13 protein-coding genes are annotated in these 13,071 nt (G+C 71.4%); 8 read left to right on the plus strand and 5 right to left on the minus strand.

All coding sequences use genetic code 11. The features are described from left to right. Window position 1: 1 nt before the first annotated feature. The 8 genes from ACSQ2B_RS04110 (at window position 2) to ACSQ2B_RS04145 (ending at window position 9,604) form a co-directional block, all read left to right on the plus strand. Complete coding sequence (locus ACSQ2B_RS04110; RefSeq protein ID WP_436047585.1) at window positions 2-286, plus strand: type IV secretion system protein VirB3; 285 nt, start codon at window positions 2-4, stop codon at window positions 284-286. Between the two features lie 7 nt (window positions 287-293). After that, window positions 294-2,705 (plus strand): VirB4 family type IV secretion/conjugal transfer ATPase, encoded by a 2,412-nt coding sequence (locus ACSQ2B_RS04115; protein ID WP_436047587.1) that lies wholly within the window; start codon window positions 294-296, stop codon window positions 2,703-2,705. Next, on the plus strand, window positions 2,702-3,850 hold the full coding sequence (locus ACSQ2B_RS04120; RefSeq protein WP_436047589.1) for a type IV secretion system protein: 1,149 nt from the start codon (window positions 2,702-2,704) through the stop codon (window positions 3,848-3,850). The genes ACSQ2B_RS04115 and ACSQ2B_RS04120 overlap by 4 nt, the downstream gene beginning before the upstream one ends. After that, complete coding sequence (locus ACSQ2B_RS04125) at window positions 3,847-4,680, plus strand: TrbG/VirB9 family P-type conjugative transfer protein (RefSeq protein WP_436047591.1); 834 nt, start codon at window positions 3,847-3,849, stop codon at window positions 4,678-4,680. Before ACSQ2B_RS04120 ends, ACSQ2B_RS04125 begins: the two co-directional genes overlap by 4 nt. After that, complete coding sequence (locus tag ACSQ2B_RS04130; RefSeq protein WP_436047593.1) at window positions 4,677-5,729, plus strand: TrbI/VirB10 family protein; 1,053 nt, start codon at window positions 4,677-4,679, stop codon at window positions 5,727-5,729. The genes ACSQ2B_RS04125 and ACSQ2B_RS04130 overlap by 4 nt, the downstream gene beginning before the upstream one ends. Before the next feature lies 1 nt (window position 5,730). Next, window positions 5,731-6,711: a P-type DNA transfer ATPase VirB11 gene (virB11, locus tag ACSQ2B_RS04135; RefSeq protein WP_436047595.1), complete on the plus strand. Its 981-nt coding sequence runs from the start codon at window positions 5,731-5,733 to the stop codon at window positions 6,709-6,711. A 116-nt stretch (window positions 6,712-6,827) separates the two neighbouring features. Then, a complete protein-coding gene (locus tag ACSQ2B_RS04140; RefSeq protein ID WP_436047597.1) occupies window positions 6,828-7,553 on the plus strand; it encodes a response regulator in 726 nt (241 codons plus the stop codon). Next, window positions 7,550-9,604: an ATP-binding protein gene (locus ACSQ2B_RS04145; protein ID WP_436047599.1), complete on the plus strand. Its 2,055-nt coding sequence runs from the start codon at window positions 7,550-7,552 to the stop codon at window positions 9,602-9,604. The genes ACSQ2B_RS04140 and ACSQ2B_RS04145 overlap by 4 nt, the downstream gene beginning before the upstream one ends. Window positions 9,605-9,809: 205 nt before the next feature. Here the strand turns inward: ACSQ2B_RS04145 and ACSQ2B_RS04150 are convergent, their stop codons facing one another. From ACSQ2B_RS04150 to ACSQ2B_RS04170, 5 genes are all read right to left on the minus strand, one after another. Further along, the gene (locus ACSQ2B_RS04150) at window positions 9,810-10,646 is read right to left on the minus strand and encodes an acid phosphatase (protein ID WP_436047601.1); all 837 of its coding nucleotides are present in this window, start codon (window positions 10,644-10,646) and stop codon (window positions 9,810-9,812) included. A 57-nt stretch (window positions 10,647-10,703) separates the two neighbouring features. Further along, the gene (locus ACSQ2B_RS04155) at window positions 10,704-11,510 is read right to left on the minus strand and encodes an FkbM family methyltransferase (RefSeq protein ID WP_436047603.1); all 807 of its coding nucleotides are present in this window, start codon (window positions 11,508-11,510) and stop codon (window positions 10,704-10,706) included. Between the two features lie 69 nt (window positions 11,511-11,579). Beyond that, window positions 11,580-11,885, minus strand: coding sequence for a hypothetical protein (locus ACSQ2B_RS04160; RefSeq protein WP_436047605.1), 306 nt, complete (start codon window positions 11,883-11,885; stop codon window positions 11,580-11,582). Window positions 11,886-11,985: 100 nt separating this feature from the next. Continuing rightward, window positions 11,986-12,330, minus strand: a complete 345-nt coding sequence (locus tag ACSQ2B_RS04165) for a hypothetical protein (protein ID WP_436047606.1) — start codon at window positions 12,328-12,330, stop codon at window positions 11,986-11,988. Between the two features lie 100 nt (window positions 12,331-12,430). Further along, window positions 12,431-12,985: a glutathione peroxidase gene (locus ACSQ2B_RS04170; RefSeq protein ID WP_436047608.1), complete on the minus strand. Its 555-nt coding sequence runs from the start codon at window positions 12,983-12,985 to the stop codon at window positions 12,431-12,433. Window positions 12,986-13,071: the final 86 nt, after the last annotated feature.

A 13,071-nucleotide genomic window follows, 5' to 3' on the forward strand; every position in this document is an offset into this window, starting at 1 on the left:
CATGGCCGAGCTCGCCCGCGCCCCCATCTTCCGCGCGCTGACGCAGCCGCAGATGTTCGCGGGCGTCACCTATTCTTTCTTCATCATCAACGGCGTCGTCACCACAGAGGCCTTTCTGATCACCCGGTCGTTCTGGGCGCTGGGCGCGGCGCTCGTCGCGCACGCGGTCGGCTATCTGGCCTGCCTGCGCGAACCGCGGATCTTCGACCTCTGGCTCGCGCGCGTCAGCCGCTGCCCGCGAACCGCCACCTGGCCGCGCTGGCGCTGCAACAGCTACGCGCCGTGAGGGTTCAATGAATCTGCGTCCGCGCAAAGAGCCCAGGGCGGGTGATCGCCTGCCCTACGCCCGGCTCCTCGGCGATCACGCCGTCGTCCTCCGCGACGGGTCGATCCTGCAGGTGCTGCACCTCGAGGGCTTCGCCTTCGAGACCGCCGATACCGGCGACCTGAACCAGAAGCAGGCGATCCGCGACGCAGCCCTGCGCGCCGTCGGAAACTCTCGCTACGTGGTCCACCACCACATCCTGCGCCGGCGGGTCGAGGTGGCGCTCGATGGCGAATTCGCCGACCCGGTGTGCGCCGAGATCGACGCGCACTGGCAGGCTCGGCTCACCGAGCGCAGGCTGTTCGTCAACGACCTCTTCGTCACCCTCCTGCGGCGCGCACCCAAGGGCAAGATCGGCGTGGCCGACCGCTTGGCCGGACTTCTCTCTCGCGGCCTCGACGCCCAGACCCGGTCGGCGGCCCTGGCGCGCGACCTGCGCGAGCTGGACGGCGTGCGCGAGGCCCTGCAGGCGGCCCTGCAGCCCTACGGCCCGCGGCTGCTGGGCGGCTACGACACGCCCAACGGTCGATGCTCCGAGCCGTTGGAATTCCTCTCGGCGCTCTACAACGGCGAGATGCGGCCGGTGCTTGCGCCGGCTGGCGACGTCGGCCATCACCTGCCCTACCGCCGGATCACCTTCGGGCATGAGGCGATCGAGCGGAAAGGCGCCGCCGCGGCCAAGGACTTCTCGGCGATCCTGTCGCTGAAGGAGTATCCGCCCTCCGCCGCCCCCGGCGTGCTCGACGCCCTCCTGCGGCTCCCCTACGAGATGACCCTCTCGGAAGCCTTCGCCTTCGTCGACCGGCAGATCGGGGTCGAGCGGGTCTCTCTGGCGCTGCGTCGCTTCCGCGCGGCGGACGACGATTCCCAGAGCCTCAGGCGCGGCCTGGTCGAGGCCAAGGACGACCTCACCTCCGGCCGTTCGGCGCTCGGCGAGCATCAGCTTTCGATCCTGGTGCGCGCCGCCTCGCTCGACCAGCTCGACGGCGCCGTGGCCGAATGCGCCGCCACCTTCGCCGACCTCGGCGCCATCGCGGTGCGCGAGGACCTGGCGCTGGAGCCGGCCTTCTGGGCGCAGTTTCCCGGCAACGAGGCCTACGCCGCACGCAAGGCGCAGATCTCCACGGGCGCCTTCGCCAGCCTCGCCTCGCTGCACGGCTTTCCCATCGGCCGGGCTTCGGACAACCACTGGGGTCCGGCGATCACCGTCCTCGAGACGACGTCGGCCACCCCCTATTTCTTCAACCTCCACGACGGCGATCTCGGCAATTTCACGATCATCGGGCCGTCCGGCTCGGGCAAGACGGTGGTGCTGAACTTCCTGGCCGCCCAGGCCCAGAAGATCCGGCCGCGCACCATCTTCTTCGACAAGGACCGCGGCGCGGAGATCTTCCTGCGCAGCATCGGCGGCCATTACGCCAATCTGAGGCCGGGCCAGCCGACCGGCTTCAACCCGCTGCAGCTGCCCGACAGCCCCTCGTCACGCGCCTTCCTGCGCAGCTGGGTCGCCCGCCTGGCCTGCCGCGCGGAACAGGCCTTGACCCCCGACGAGGAGCAGCTCGTCGCCCAGGCCGTCGACGCCAACTTCGAGCAGGAGCCCCTCTACCGACGCCTGCGCTACTTCCGCGAACTGCTGGGCGGCTTCCGCCGGCCCGAGCCCGGCGATCTCGCCTCGCGCATCGCGCCCTGGTGCGGCGAGGGGCAACACGCCTGGCTGTTCGACAACGCCTACGACCGGCTGGACCTTGGCCAGGCCACGCTCGGCTTCGACATGACCGAGCTGTTGGAGGACCCGACGCTTCGGACGCCGGCGATGATGTACCTGTTCCACCGCGTCGAGGAACGGCTGGACGGCTCGCCGACCCTGATCCTCATCGACGAGGGCTGGAAGGCGCTGGACGACGAGGTGTTCGCCGCACGCATCCGCGACTGGATGAAGACGCTTCGCAAACGCAACGCCGTCCTGGGATTCGGTTCGCAGAGCGCACGCGACGCGCTGGACAGCCGGATCTCCTCGGCGATCCTCGAACAGGCCGCGACCCAGATCTTCATGCCCAACCCGCGCGCCCAGGCCGCAGACTATTGCGGCGGCTTCGGGCTGACGGAGCACGAGCTGTCCCTGGTCCAGGGGCTGCCGCCCCGGTCGCGCTGCTTCCTGGTCAAGCACGGCGCCCACAGCGTGGTGGCGCGCCTCGACCTCTCCAGCATGCCCGATCTCCTCACCGTGCTGTCCGGGCGCGAGGCGAGCGTGCGCAAGCTCGACGAGATCCGGCGGCGGGTCGGCGACCATCCCGCCTTCTGGTGGCCGGAACTGGTGGGCGGCGCCTATCCGGCGCCCCTGCCGGACGTCGCGGCCCTGCCGCTGCGGAGCGCCTCATGACCGCCTGCCTGCCGCTCCCGATCGACGGCGACGCCACGCTGACGGCGACGCTCGGCGCGCTCGACTGCCAGGTGAACGACGCCGTGGCCTCGGGCTACGGCCACCTGTTCGGCGCCGGCGGCGCGCTCGGCCTGGCGCTCAGCGCCGGGCTGACGATCTATCTGACGGTGATCGCCCTGGGCCTGCTCACCGGCCACACCCGGCTGACCCTCGGCGCCCTCGGCCCCAAGGTGCTGACGCTCGGCTTCGTGCTCACTTTCGCGACCGCCTGGCCGGCCTATCAGACGGTGGTCTACGGCCTGCTCACCGGCGGGCCGGATCAGGTCGCCTCGGCCTTCCTGGGCGCGAAGGCCGGCGCTACCCGGGCCTTCGCCGCGCGGCTGGACGTCCTGTTCGACGCGGTGCTGGAGATCGGCCGCAGCCTCGCCGCCATGCCCAAGGCGCCGAACCTGGAGCTGGCCAGCAAACTGGTCTGGGCCAGCGCGATCCTGCTGCTGCTCGCCACCCTCGGCCTCCTGGTGATCGCCCGCATCGTGCTGGCGGTGCTGCTGGCGCTGGGGCCGGTCTTCCTGGTGTTCAGCCTGTTCGACGCCACCCGCGGCCTGTTCGAGGGCTGGCTTCGGACCGCCGTCGCCTTCGCCATCGCCCCCACCCTGGTGGTGCTGGGCGGATCCGGCCTGCTGGCGGTGATCGGTCCGCTGATTTCCGCCGTCGCCGACGATCCGAACGCCGCGGTGAGCGCGCTGCGGCCGATCGTGACTCTGTTCCTCGCCTGCGTGATCTACGCCGGCCTGGTGGCGACGCTGGCGGCGACCGCCGCCGCCCTCACCCGCGGCTGGCGAATCCGCGCCTCAGGACCCGCGCCGGACGCGGCGTCCGCCCCGGCGGCGGCTCCCGCCCTATCCGACGCCACGCGCGAGCTTCGCGAGACGACGGCCCACTCGAACGACCGGGTCTCCGGCCTCGCCACGGCCGTGCTGCGCGAAACCGGGCGGGCGTCCGAGCAACGCTCGGCCGCCATGGTCGAGGCGCTCTCCCTGCCGACCTCCGACATCCGCGGCGGCCGCCGCCGGGTCGAGGGGCTCGGCCAGACCTTTCGTCCGGGCGCGAGTCGCCGGCCCCTTTCTGGAACCATCGGACCATGAGCCTTTTTCCGCCCCTCAGGACCCTGTCGCTGGCGACGGCGGCCCTGGTGCTGACAGCCAACACCGCCCAGGCCGACGGCCGCATGCGCCGGATCGCCTACGACCCTGACGCGGTCGTCCGGCTGGAAGGCTGCTTCGGCTTTCAGACCATGGTCCAGTTCGGACCTGACGAGCACATCGAGAACGTCGGCCTGGGCGAAGCCTCCCAATGGCTCGTGTCGCCCAACAAGCGCGCGAACATGCTTTTCGTGAAGCCGGCTTACCGAACCAGCCACTCCAACATGACCGTGGCCACCGACCGTCGGGTGTACGCCTTTGAACTGGTCGCCCGCGACACCCCGGCCTGCCGGCGCGGCGCGGTGGCCTACAGCCTCCGCTTCGCCTATCCGCGCGATCCGGCGCCGGCGCCGGCGCTCGGATCGCCTGCGGACCTGCCGCAGGCGCCGGCCGAACCCGCTGTCCCGCCGCCGGATCAGCGCAATGCGACCTACAGCTTCACCGGCGCCCGCGACAATGTTCCCGTCCGGGTGTTCGACAACGGCAGGGCGACCTTCTTCCGCTGGACCGAGGGGATGTCGACCCCGGCGGTTTACGCTCTGGCCGCGGACAAGACCGAAACCCCGGTGAGCTTCACCGGCAAGGGCGACTACCTGGTGGTCGATCAGGTCGCGCCGGCCTTCGTCCTGCGCCGCGGCAACGCCGTGGCGGTGCTCTACAACGACGCCTACCAGACGCCGGCGCTGGACGCCGGGTCGCCGCAGCCGCGGCCGGACGCGGTGGCCCAGACCGAGCGCCGGAGCCCCTTCGGCCGCGGGAGCAAGTCCCGATGACCCCCCTCCTCAACAGCGCCGGACGCGATCCGCGCCTAGAACTCGACAAGGACGAGCTTGGGCTCGCGTCGGTCTGCGCCGCGCCCCAGGTGGGCCGGCCGGCGCGCGGCCTCGATCTGGGCCTGGTCCTCGGCGGCGTCGGCGCCCTGGCGCTGGGCGCCGTGACCCTGCTGGCGCTGTCGGGCGGCGAGCCGGCCACGGCCTCGACGCAGGCGCCCCCTCCGGCGGCACCCGTTGCGCAGGTGATCAAGGCGTCGACGAGCGTCGCCTCGACACCGACCCCGGCCCCGGCCGCGCCGGCGGCGGTTCAGGTCGATCCAAACCAATCCCGGGCAAGCCCGCTGATCGTCGACAACACCGACGCCGGCGCGGCCGGATCGGCGAAGCCTGCGGGCGCGGTCGGTGCGGCGGGGGGCGGCCAGGCCGCCCAGGCGCTCAACGCCGACGAACAGTTCTCGCTGCGCATCGGCGGCGACAGCGCCCGCGCCCAGGCCCAGGACATCGGCGACCCGAGCGCGACCGTGGTGCAGGGGTCGCTGATCCCTGCGGTGCTGGAGACGGCCCTCAACTCCGACCTCCCCGGGTACGCCCGGGCGATCGTCAGCCGCGACGTCCGCAGCTTCGACGGAACGAAGGTGGCCATTCCGCGCGGCAGCCGGCTGATCGGCCAGTACAAGAGCGGGCTTTCCAGCGGTCAGAGCCGCGCCTTCATCGTCTGGTCCCGGTTGATCCGCCCGGACGGCGTCTCGATCCAACTGGGCTCCCCGGTGATGGACGCGGCGGGCCAGACCGGGCTCGCCGGCAAGGTCGACCGTCATTTCCTGCAACGGTTCGGCGGGGCCATGCTGCTCTCGGTGGTGAGCGCCCTGCCCAGCGCGCTCGCCGGCGGAAGCTCGACCGCCCTGGTGATCAACGCCAGCTCGGATTCGACCAGCGCCGCGGCCCAGGCGCTGCAGGCCGACGGCAAGATCGCGCCGACCATCCGGGTGCCGCTCGGAACGCCCATCCAGGTGTTCGTCGCGCGCGATCTCGACTTCGGGGGCCGCTGAGATGGCCGAGGCGGCGACGCCCATCGCCGGGGTCTATCTCCGCAGCTACCTGCGGCCGTTCGTAGCCTGGCTGGAGCGGCCGGATGTCAGCGAGATCCTGGTCAATCGTCCCGGCGAGCTCTGGGTCGAGCGGGCGGGCGAACCGCGGATGCGGCGGATCAGCGCGCCCGAAGTGAGCGACGAACTGCTAGGACGGCTCGCCGCCCAGATCGCCCGCGTCGGCCATCAGGCGGTGAACCGCGAGAGCCCGCTGCTGGCGGCCACCCTGCCCGGCGGCGAGCGGGTGCAGATGGTGGGACCGCCCGCCGCCCGGCATTGGGCGCTGGCGATCCGCCGCCACCAGATGACGGATCTTGAGCTGGCCGACTACGAGCGCGGCCCGCTGACGCCAGGCCGCGACGCCGCGAGCCGGCTCAGCCAGGCCGAGGCCCTGGCCGATCCGGTGGGCTTCCTGCGCTGCGCCGCCCAAGCCCGCCGGACCATTCTGATCTCGGGCGGCACCTCGTCGGGCAAGACCACATTCCTCAACAGCCTGCTGAAGATCGTTCCGGCCGAGGAACGCATCCTGCTGGTCGAGGACACGCCGGAAATCGCCGCGCGCCAGCCGAACCTCCTCGGCCTGACCGCGGTGAAGGGAGACCTGGGCGAGGCACGGGTCACGGTGGACGATCTGTTGCAGGCGGCCCTGCGGCTTCGACCGGATCGGATCATCGTCGGCGAGATCCGTGGGCGCGAGGCCGCGACCTTTCTACGCGCCATCAACACCGGACATCCCGGCTCCTTCACCACCGTGCACGCCAACACGCCGGAGGGCGCGCTCGAGCAGATCGCGCTGATGGTGATGCAGGCCGGCCTCGCCCTGCCCCGGCTCGAGACCCTCGCCTATGTGCGCAGCGTCGTCGACGTGGTCGTGCAGCTCGCCCGCGTCGAGGGCGAACGCCGTATTGTCGACATCCGGGTGCTGGATTGCGGAACGGCATGACCGCGTCTCACGCCCGCCCGCCGTCAGCCAGGCCTGCGCCGCAGCCGACTCCGGCGCGCCGCCTGGAACGCCGGTCTGTGACACGCGCCCCGGCCTCGTGCTTTAGTATCGCCGTGATGGGAACGGGTGCGGCGATAGATTCGGTGGCGGAAGTGCTGCTCGTCGAGGACGACGAGGAGTTGCGGGCCGAGATGGCGGCCTATCTGCAGGACAACGGCTATGCGATCTCGCAGGCTGCGAGCGTGCCCGAGGCGCGCCGCGTGCTGCAGTCGCGTCCGATCCAGGTGGCGGTGCTCGACATCAACTTGCCGGGCGAGGACGGCCTGAGCCTGTGCCGCGCGCTCGCCGACGCCGGCGGCCCGGCGATCCTGATGCTCACCGCCCAGGGCGAGCCGATCGACCGGATTCTCGGCCTGGAGCTCGGCGCCGACGACTATGTGGTCAAGCCGATCCTGCCGCGGGAGCTGCTGGCGCGGGTGAAGGCGCTGCTGCGCCGGCGCACGCCCGGGGCGTCGAACCAGAAGCGCACCAGCTATCGGTTCGCCGGCTTCCTGCTGGACCTCGCCGCGCACAAGCTCCAGGCGCCGAACGGCATGACCCTGCTGCTCACCCGCAGCGAACTCGCCCTGCTGACCGCCCTGCTCAACAAGGCGCAGAAGGTAGTCTCGCGCGACGAGCTCACCGTGCTGCTCAAGGGCGACGAGCCGGACGTCTCCGGTCGTTCGATCGACCTGCACATCAGCCGGCTGCGGCGCAAGATCCAGGACCAGGCCGACGGCGAGATCATCCGCACCTATCGCGGCGTGGGCTATATGCTGGATGTGAAGGTCGCCAGCGAATGAGCGATCGACCGGCCCTCTTCCGAAGGCTTCCCAGCCCGCCGATCTGGCTGCAGATCATCGCCCTGGTGGTCGGCGGCCTCGTCGTGGCGCAGGTGGTCACCCTGGCCCTGACCCTGTTGCTGCCCCCCGCCCCGCCGCAGCAGCATTCGCTGGGCGAGATCGCCGAGGCGCTGCGCGGCGCCCCCGCCGATTCCGGCGACGGCCGACCCCTGATCCGCACGGTGGAGCAGGCCGCCCCCAGCCTGGAGAGCCCCGGCTGGGTGGTGTCCGCGCGCACGACCCGCGAGCTCGCCAGCCTGCTTAACGCCCAGGAGAGCGACGTCCGCATCCTCTTCTACGCGCCCCCGCCGCTGGCCGGCACGGCCGGTCCGCCGCCGCGCGGACCGCGGCCCCTGGCCCTGTCGTCAGGACGGCGGGTCCTGGTGGCCGGGTTCGTTCCGCTGAGCGACACGGCCCCCAGCTCCGACGCCGAACCGTTCCAGCTCGCCCAGGCGCCGCCCCCGCCCCCAGGCGGCGCGCCGCCGCCGATGCGCGGCGATATGGCGCCCGGCGGCCCGGGCGCTGGCGCCGGGTGGCGGCCGAACGGCGTCAATCCGCCTGGCGGCTGGCCGGAGGCTCCCCAGAGGAAGACGACGCGACCCTGGCGCGGAACGAGCGGCCCAGCCGCGGGCGCCGGCCCTTCCCGCGCGCCCGGCGCGCCGGGGACCGATCGTCGCCTCGGGTCTCCTCCTGGCCCGGCCGGCGGGACGGCGGCGGCGCCCGGGCCTGAGGGCGCGTTCGGCGATCGTCCGCAGGGGACTCGCCCGATCATCCGCTCTCCGCTCGACGCGGCGGTGTTCGACACCCGTGTCGTCACCACCCTACCCGTGTCGCCGCCGGCCGCCTCCGCCCCCGTCAGGACGGTTGCGCCGCTCCCACCGTTCGAACAAAGGCCCCCCTCCGCGCCCACGCAGATCGAACGGGCCATGCCCGTCGCGCCGCCGGCCGTGGCGCCGACGCCGAACCTGGCCGCGCCTGTGGTCGCCGCCGCATTGCGGCCGCCGGCGGATATCCGCCTCGAGGCGCCGGTCGCCAGCTCCGTCTTCGGCATCTCGCGTCCCAGCGCCTATGTCGAAGGCGAGTTCGTCGCCGCGCTGAAGACCCCGGCCGGCTGGGTCACCGTCCGACCCCGGCCGGAGGGTTTTCCGAACAGCTGGCAGCGGCGGGTGCTCCTGTGGTTCGCCCTCTCGCTGGCGCTCGTCGTCCCCCCCGCCTATCTGCTCGCCCGCCGGCTGGTGACGCCGCTGCAGCAGTTCGCCGACACCGCCGAGCGGCTCGGCCGGGAGCCCACAGCGGACCTGCCGCCGCTGACCGGGCCCGCCGAGATCGGCCGCGCCGCCAGCGCCTTCAACACCATGCGACTGCGCCTCAGGCGCTATGTCGAGGACCGCACGGGGATGATCAGCGCCATCACCCACGACCTGCGCACCCCGCTGGCCCGGATGCGCTTCAAGCTCGAACGGGCCTCGCCCGCCGTGCGCGCCTCGCTGGCGCGCGACGTAGACCAGATGGAGGCGATGATCTCCTCGGTGCTGGCCTTCATGCGCGACGAGCTCAGCGGCAGCGTGCGCGAGACGGCCGACCTGCGCTCGATCCTCGAATGCGTCGTCGACGACGCCGGCGACGCGGCGGAGCTGGAGCCCGGCGCGTCCATCCCGGTGCAGGTCGACCTCCTGGCCATCCAGCGGGTGTTCGAGAACCTGGTCGACAACGCCATCAAATACGGCCGCCGCGCGCGGGTCAGCCTGTTCAGCGACGGCGGGGACGTGGTGATCGAGGTGGCGGACGAAGGTCCCGGTCTGCCGCCCGAGGAGCTGGCGGAGGTCTTCAAGCCCTTCTATCGCGGCTCCGACGCCCGCACCTCGGGCGCCCCGGGCGTCGGCCTGGGCCTGGCCGTGTCGCGCTCGGTCCTGCGTTCGCACGGCGGCGACCTGGTCCTCGTCTCGGCCGAGCAGGGCCTGATCGCCCGCGCCCGCCTGCCGGGCGTCGCCGCGGTCATGCGCGCGGCCTGACCGATACAATCGAGATACCGAAGCGCCCAACTGCCGCCCGGCTCACACTGCAGCTTCCCTCAGCAGGGCCCCGCCACCCAAACCGTGGCCCTGACTCGGACGGAATGCGCCCCAGCTGCGCACCAGCTCCCTCCGAACGGCGGCCTCCCTCTGCCCCTCCGGTCTGCGGGGGGCCGCCCCCCCCGGGCCAGCGCCGCCACCGGCCTCAGCCGGCGGCGAGGGTCGCAGCTTCCGCCGCGCAATCGCCCTCGGGCGCCGCCTCGCCCTTGCGCAGGGCTGCGACCTCAGCGCGCGCCGCCTCCAGGTCCGCACGGAACTGTGGGTCCCCGTGCAGCTTGGCGACCACTCCGGCGGCGACCACCCGGCCTTCGTCGACGTCGCTCTGCCAATGGACGTTGCAGAACACCCGGCTCTGGCCAAAGGCCCGCCCACGCGCCAGGAGCGCGTCCGCCCGGTCGGGCGCCAGCTCGGCGAGAATCAGGCCCCAGCCCCAGCCGATGGAGCTATGGCCGGAAGGGTAGGAACCGTCGCGGCGTAGACCCGCCTCATTGTCCGGGGTGCAGCTGGGCGCGCCGTCGACGGTGAACGGCCGCGGCCGCATATAGTGGGTCTTGGCGGCGTAGGTGGAGAGGCCCAGGTCCGCGATGGTGCGCGCCAGGAGGGTGAAGAGCCGCGGCGCCTGCTCCGGATCGAGCTTGACGCCGAGCGCGCAGGAAAAGGTCTGCGCCGCCCGCGGAAGCTTCAGCTCGGCGTCGCGGGCGGCCAGACCCCACCGGGGCTCGCCCTGCAGGGCGACGGCGGCCTTTGCAGCGGCCTCGTCGCGCGACAGAGCCGCCGACCCCGCCGCCGGAGGCGGCGGCGCGAGCGCCAGGCTGTCGATTCGCTCCGCCTCTGGCAGATAGCCGGCGACGGGGACCCAGGCGTCCGCCCGCGGTTGGGCCTGCGGCGGCTGAGGCGCCTGGGCGTGCGGCGCGCCGACGAACACGCCGGCTGCGATCAACACGGTCAGGCCGAACACGCCCGTTCCGCGACTTGGCTTCACATGAGTCTCCGTGATCGGAAGCGCCGGACGCACCGCACCGCGCCTCGACTGGGCCGGTCAGCGTGTCAGATCGACCGGCGACGTCCAGTTGGTCGGATCGATTTCCTGGAAGCCGTCGAGCTTGGCGTTACGTTCGGTCGGAATGCAGAGCATGTTGACCGAGGCGATGCCCGGAAAGATGTTTTCCTGCACGCCCTTGAAGTTGTCCGCGCTGAAGAGCGGCGGCAGGTGCCAGAACAGGCGGTAGCCCAGCTCCGCCACCAGGGAGATCACCTCCTGCTGCTGGCCGGCGCGGTCATTCTCGACGTAGAGGACCGGCCGGCAGCGCGCGATCGTCTGCCGCGCGCCCCGCAGCACCTGCGGCTCGAACCCTTCGACATCGATCTTGATCAGGCCGCAGCTGGCGAGCTCCAGGCTGTCGAGCGGCCGGATCCGCACCTTGGTCCCGACGGCGCTCTGCGGCTGCAGCGCGACCCCGCCGAAATTGCCGACGCGCCCGTAGTCCAGCGGCGGGACGACCGCCTCTCCTTCCGCCTCGCCGCAGCCTTCGGGGTAGACGAAGGCGTTGCCGACGTCGTTCAGGGCGAGGTTGCCGCAGAGGATCTGGAAGATCCGCGGCTGCGGCTCAAAGGCGTAAAACGGCCCTGGCGCGCAGGCGCGGGCGATGTCGACGCTGTGGGTGCCCATGTTGGCGCCGACCTCGACCACCGTCATCCCGGGCCGGATCAACTGGCGCAGCAGGCGCCATTCGTCGGGGCAGTACTCCCCGTAGAGCTCGAGCGCTCGCGTCATGTAGTAGTCCGTCCGCAGCGCCAGCATGGGGCCGGAACGGGTCTGATAGGTAAGAACGGTCGGTTCGGTCACGGCGCCCCCCATGTCGGGCAGGAGCTTTAGCCGGGCTCGCCGGAGCTGGAAACTGGCTTTGGCGCGCCGTCAGACGCCCGTTGTCGGACCGATCCCTTCGCCGTCCTCTGGGAAGCTGCTCCAGCGCGGACGCTGAGCGGCCTCGCGGGCCTGTCGCAAGGCGGCGGCGTCGCGCATCAGCTCGTGGGCGCGGGCGACCACGGCCTCCAGGGCCGACGTCGTCGGCAGCGACTGCAGCTGGGTCTCGTACTGGGCGACCTCTTCGAGGAGGCCCGCGAACTCGAAGTCCTGAGCGGTGCCTTGACGCGGCGGATTTTCCAGGAACGCCGCGACCTGCACGAGTGCGGCTTCGAATGAGGCTTCGTCGGTGATCATGTGCATGGGTCTCCAGGATGGCGCGGACCGACGCCACGCATCGTCTGGAGGTAAAAAGCAAAAGCTACGCCATTGGTTGCGTCGCAGCCCTCATCCGTCGTCAGAAGAAATCGACGTCCTCGCTGACCGCTTCGGTCGCCCTCGCGACATGGCCGACGCCCTGGCCGATCCGCTGCGCCACCTCGCCCAGCGTAATGCCGCTCAAGGCCTCGCCCACCTCCACGGTGACGCCGTGGCCGAGCCCGGAGGAGATCCGATCGACGAAGCCGGCCACCGCCGCGATCTGCTGATTCAGCAGATCGACGACGTGCAGCTCACGCATCACCGCGCCGCGCTGTTCGGCGGGCGCGCCGTGCAACAATTGACCCAGGGCGCCGTCGAGGCGAGCGCAGGTGGTTTGGGCGAGCACCAGCTCCCCCGCAACCGCAGAGAGCACGTCCGTCATGGCCGCCTGTCCAGCAGTGCCCGTCATGCTCATCGCCCCCCGGTTTCCCCAGGTCACACTGTTCCGTCACCGAGGTTTAGTCTCGGTAAACGCGGGTGAATCAAGCGGAGGCGAGCGCCTTGTCGAGAGCTTCCAGCACGACCGGGTCGTTGGGGGCCGTATCGGGCGCGAAGCGGGCGACCACCTCGCCATTGCGGCCGATGACGAACTTCTCGAAATTCCACAGGATGCCGGGCTCGGGATTGGGCGTCATGCCGTAGCCCTTCAGCTTGGCGCGGAAGTCGGTGTCGCTCGTCGAGACCGCCTCGGGGAAGGTCTCGGTCAGGGCCTTGTAGAGCGGGTGGATCTCCGGTCCGGTCACCGCGATCTTCGAGAACATCGGGAAATCGACGCCGAAGGTCGAGCGGCAGAAGTCCTGGATCTCTTCGTTGGTGCCCGGCTCCTGGGCGCCGAAGTCGTTGGCCGGGAAGCCAAGCACCACCAGGCCCTCGTCGCGCTTGTCGGCGTAGAGCTTCTCCAGCGCGTCATACTGCGGCGTCAGCCCGCACTTGGACGCGACGTTCACCACCAGCAGCACCTTACCGGCGTAGTCGGCCAGCTTGGCGTCGTCGCCGGTGATGGTCTTCAGCGGCACGTCCTGAATTGCGTTGGGCATGTGTCTTCCTCCTGTGGCGGGTGATCAGCCTTATCGGACAGCAGCGATATTGCCCCCGCACGACGGGTTCAAGTCCGCCGCGACCG

The organism is Phenylobacterium sp. LjRoot225 (genome assembly GCF_964252855.1).
Taxonomy (GTDB): domain Bacteria; phylum Pseudomonadota; class Alphaproteobacteria; order Caulobacterales; family Caulobacteraceae; genus Phenylobacterium.

Coding starts and splice junctions, on each gene's coding strand:
- ACSQ2B_RS04110 (WP_436047585.1), top strand. CDS start 2: ATGGCCGAGCTCGCCCGCGCCCCCATCTTCCGCGCGCTGACGCAGCCG.
- ACSQ2B_RS04115 (WP_436047587.1), top strand. CDS start 294: ATGAATCTGCGTCCGCGCAAAGAGCCCAGGGCGGGTGATCGCCTGCCC.
- ACSQ2B_RS04120 (WP_436047589.1), top strand. CDS start 2,702: ATGACCGCCTGCCTGCCGCTCCCGATCGACGGCGACGCCACGCTGACG.
- ACSQ2B_RS04125 (WP_436047591.1), top strand. CDS start 3,847: ATGAGCCTTTTTCCGCCCCTCAGGACCCTGTCGCTGGCGACGGCGGCC.
- ACSQ2B_RS04130 (WP_436047593.1), top strand. CDS start 4,677: ATGACCCCCCTCCTCAACAGCGCCGGACGCGATCCGCGCCTAGAACTC.
- virB11 (WP_436047595.1), top strand. CDS start 5,731: ATGGCCGAGGCGGCGACGCCCATCGCCGGGGTCTATCTCCGCAGCTAC.
- ACSQ2B_RS04140 (WP_436047597.1), top strand. CDS start 6,828: ATGGGAACGGGTGCGGCGATAGATTCGGTGGCGGAAGTGCTGCTCGTC.
- ACSQ2B_RS04145 (WP_436047599.1), top strand. CDS start 7,550: ATGAGCGATCGACCGGCCCTCTTCCGAAGGCTTCCCAGCCCGCCGATC.
- ACSQ2B_RS04160 (WP_436047605.1), bottom strand. CDS start 11,885: ATGATCACCGACGAAGCCTCATTCGAAGCCGCACTCGTGCAGGTCGCG.
- ACSQ2B_RS04165 (WP_436047606.1), bottom strand. CDS start 12,330: ATGACGGACGTGCTCTCTGCGGTTGCGGGGGAGCTGGTGCTCGCCCAA.
- ACSQ2B_RS04170 (WP_436047608.1), bottom strand. CDS start 12,985: ATGCCCAACGCAATTCAGGACGTGCCGCTGAAGACCATCACCGGCGAC.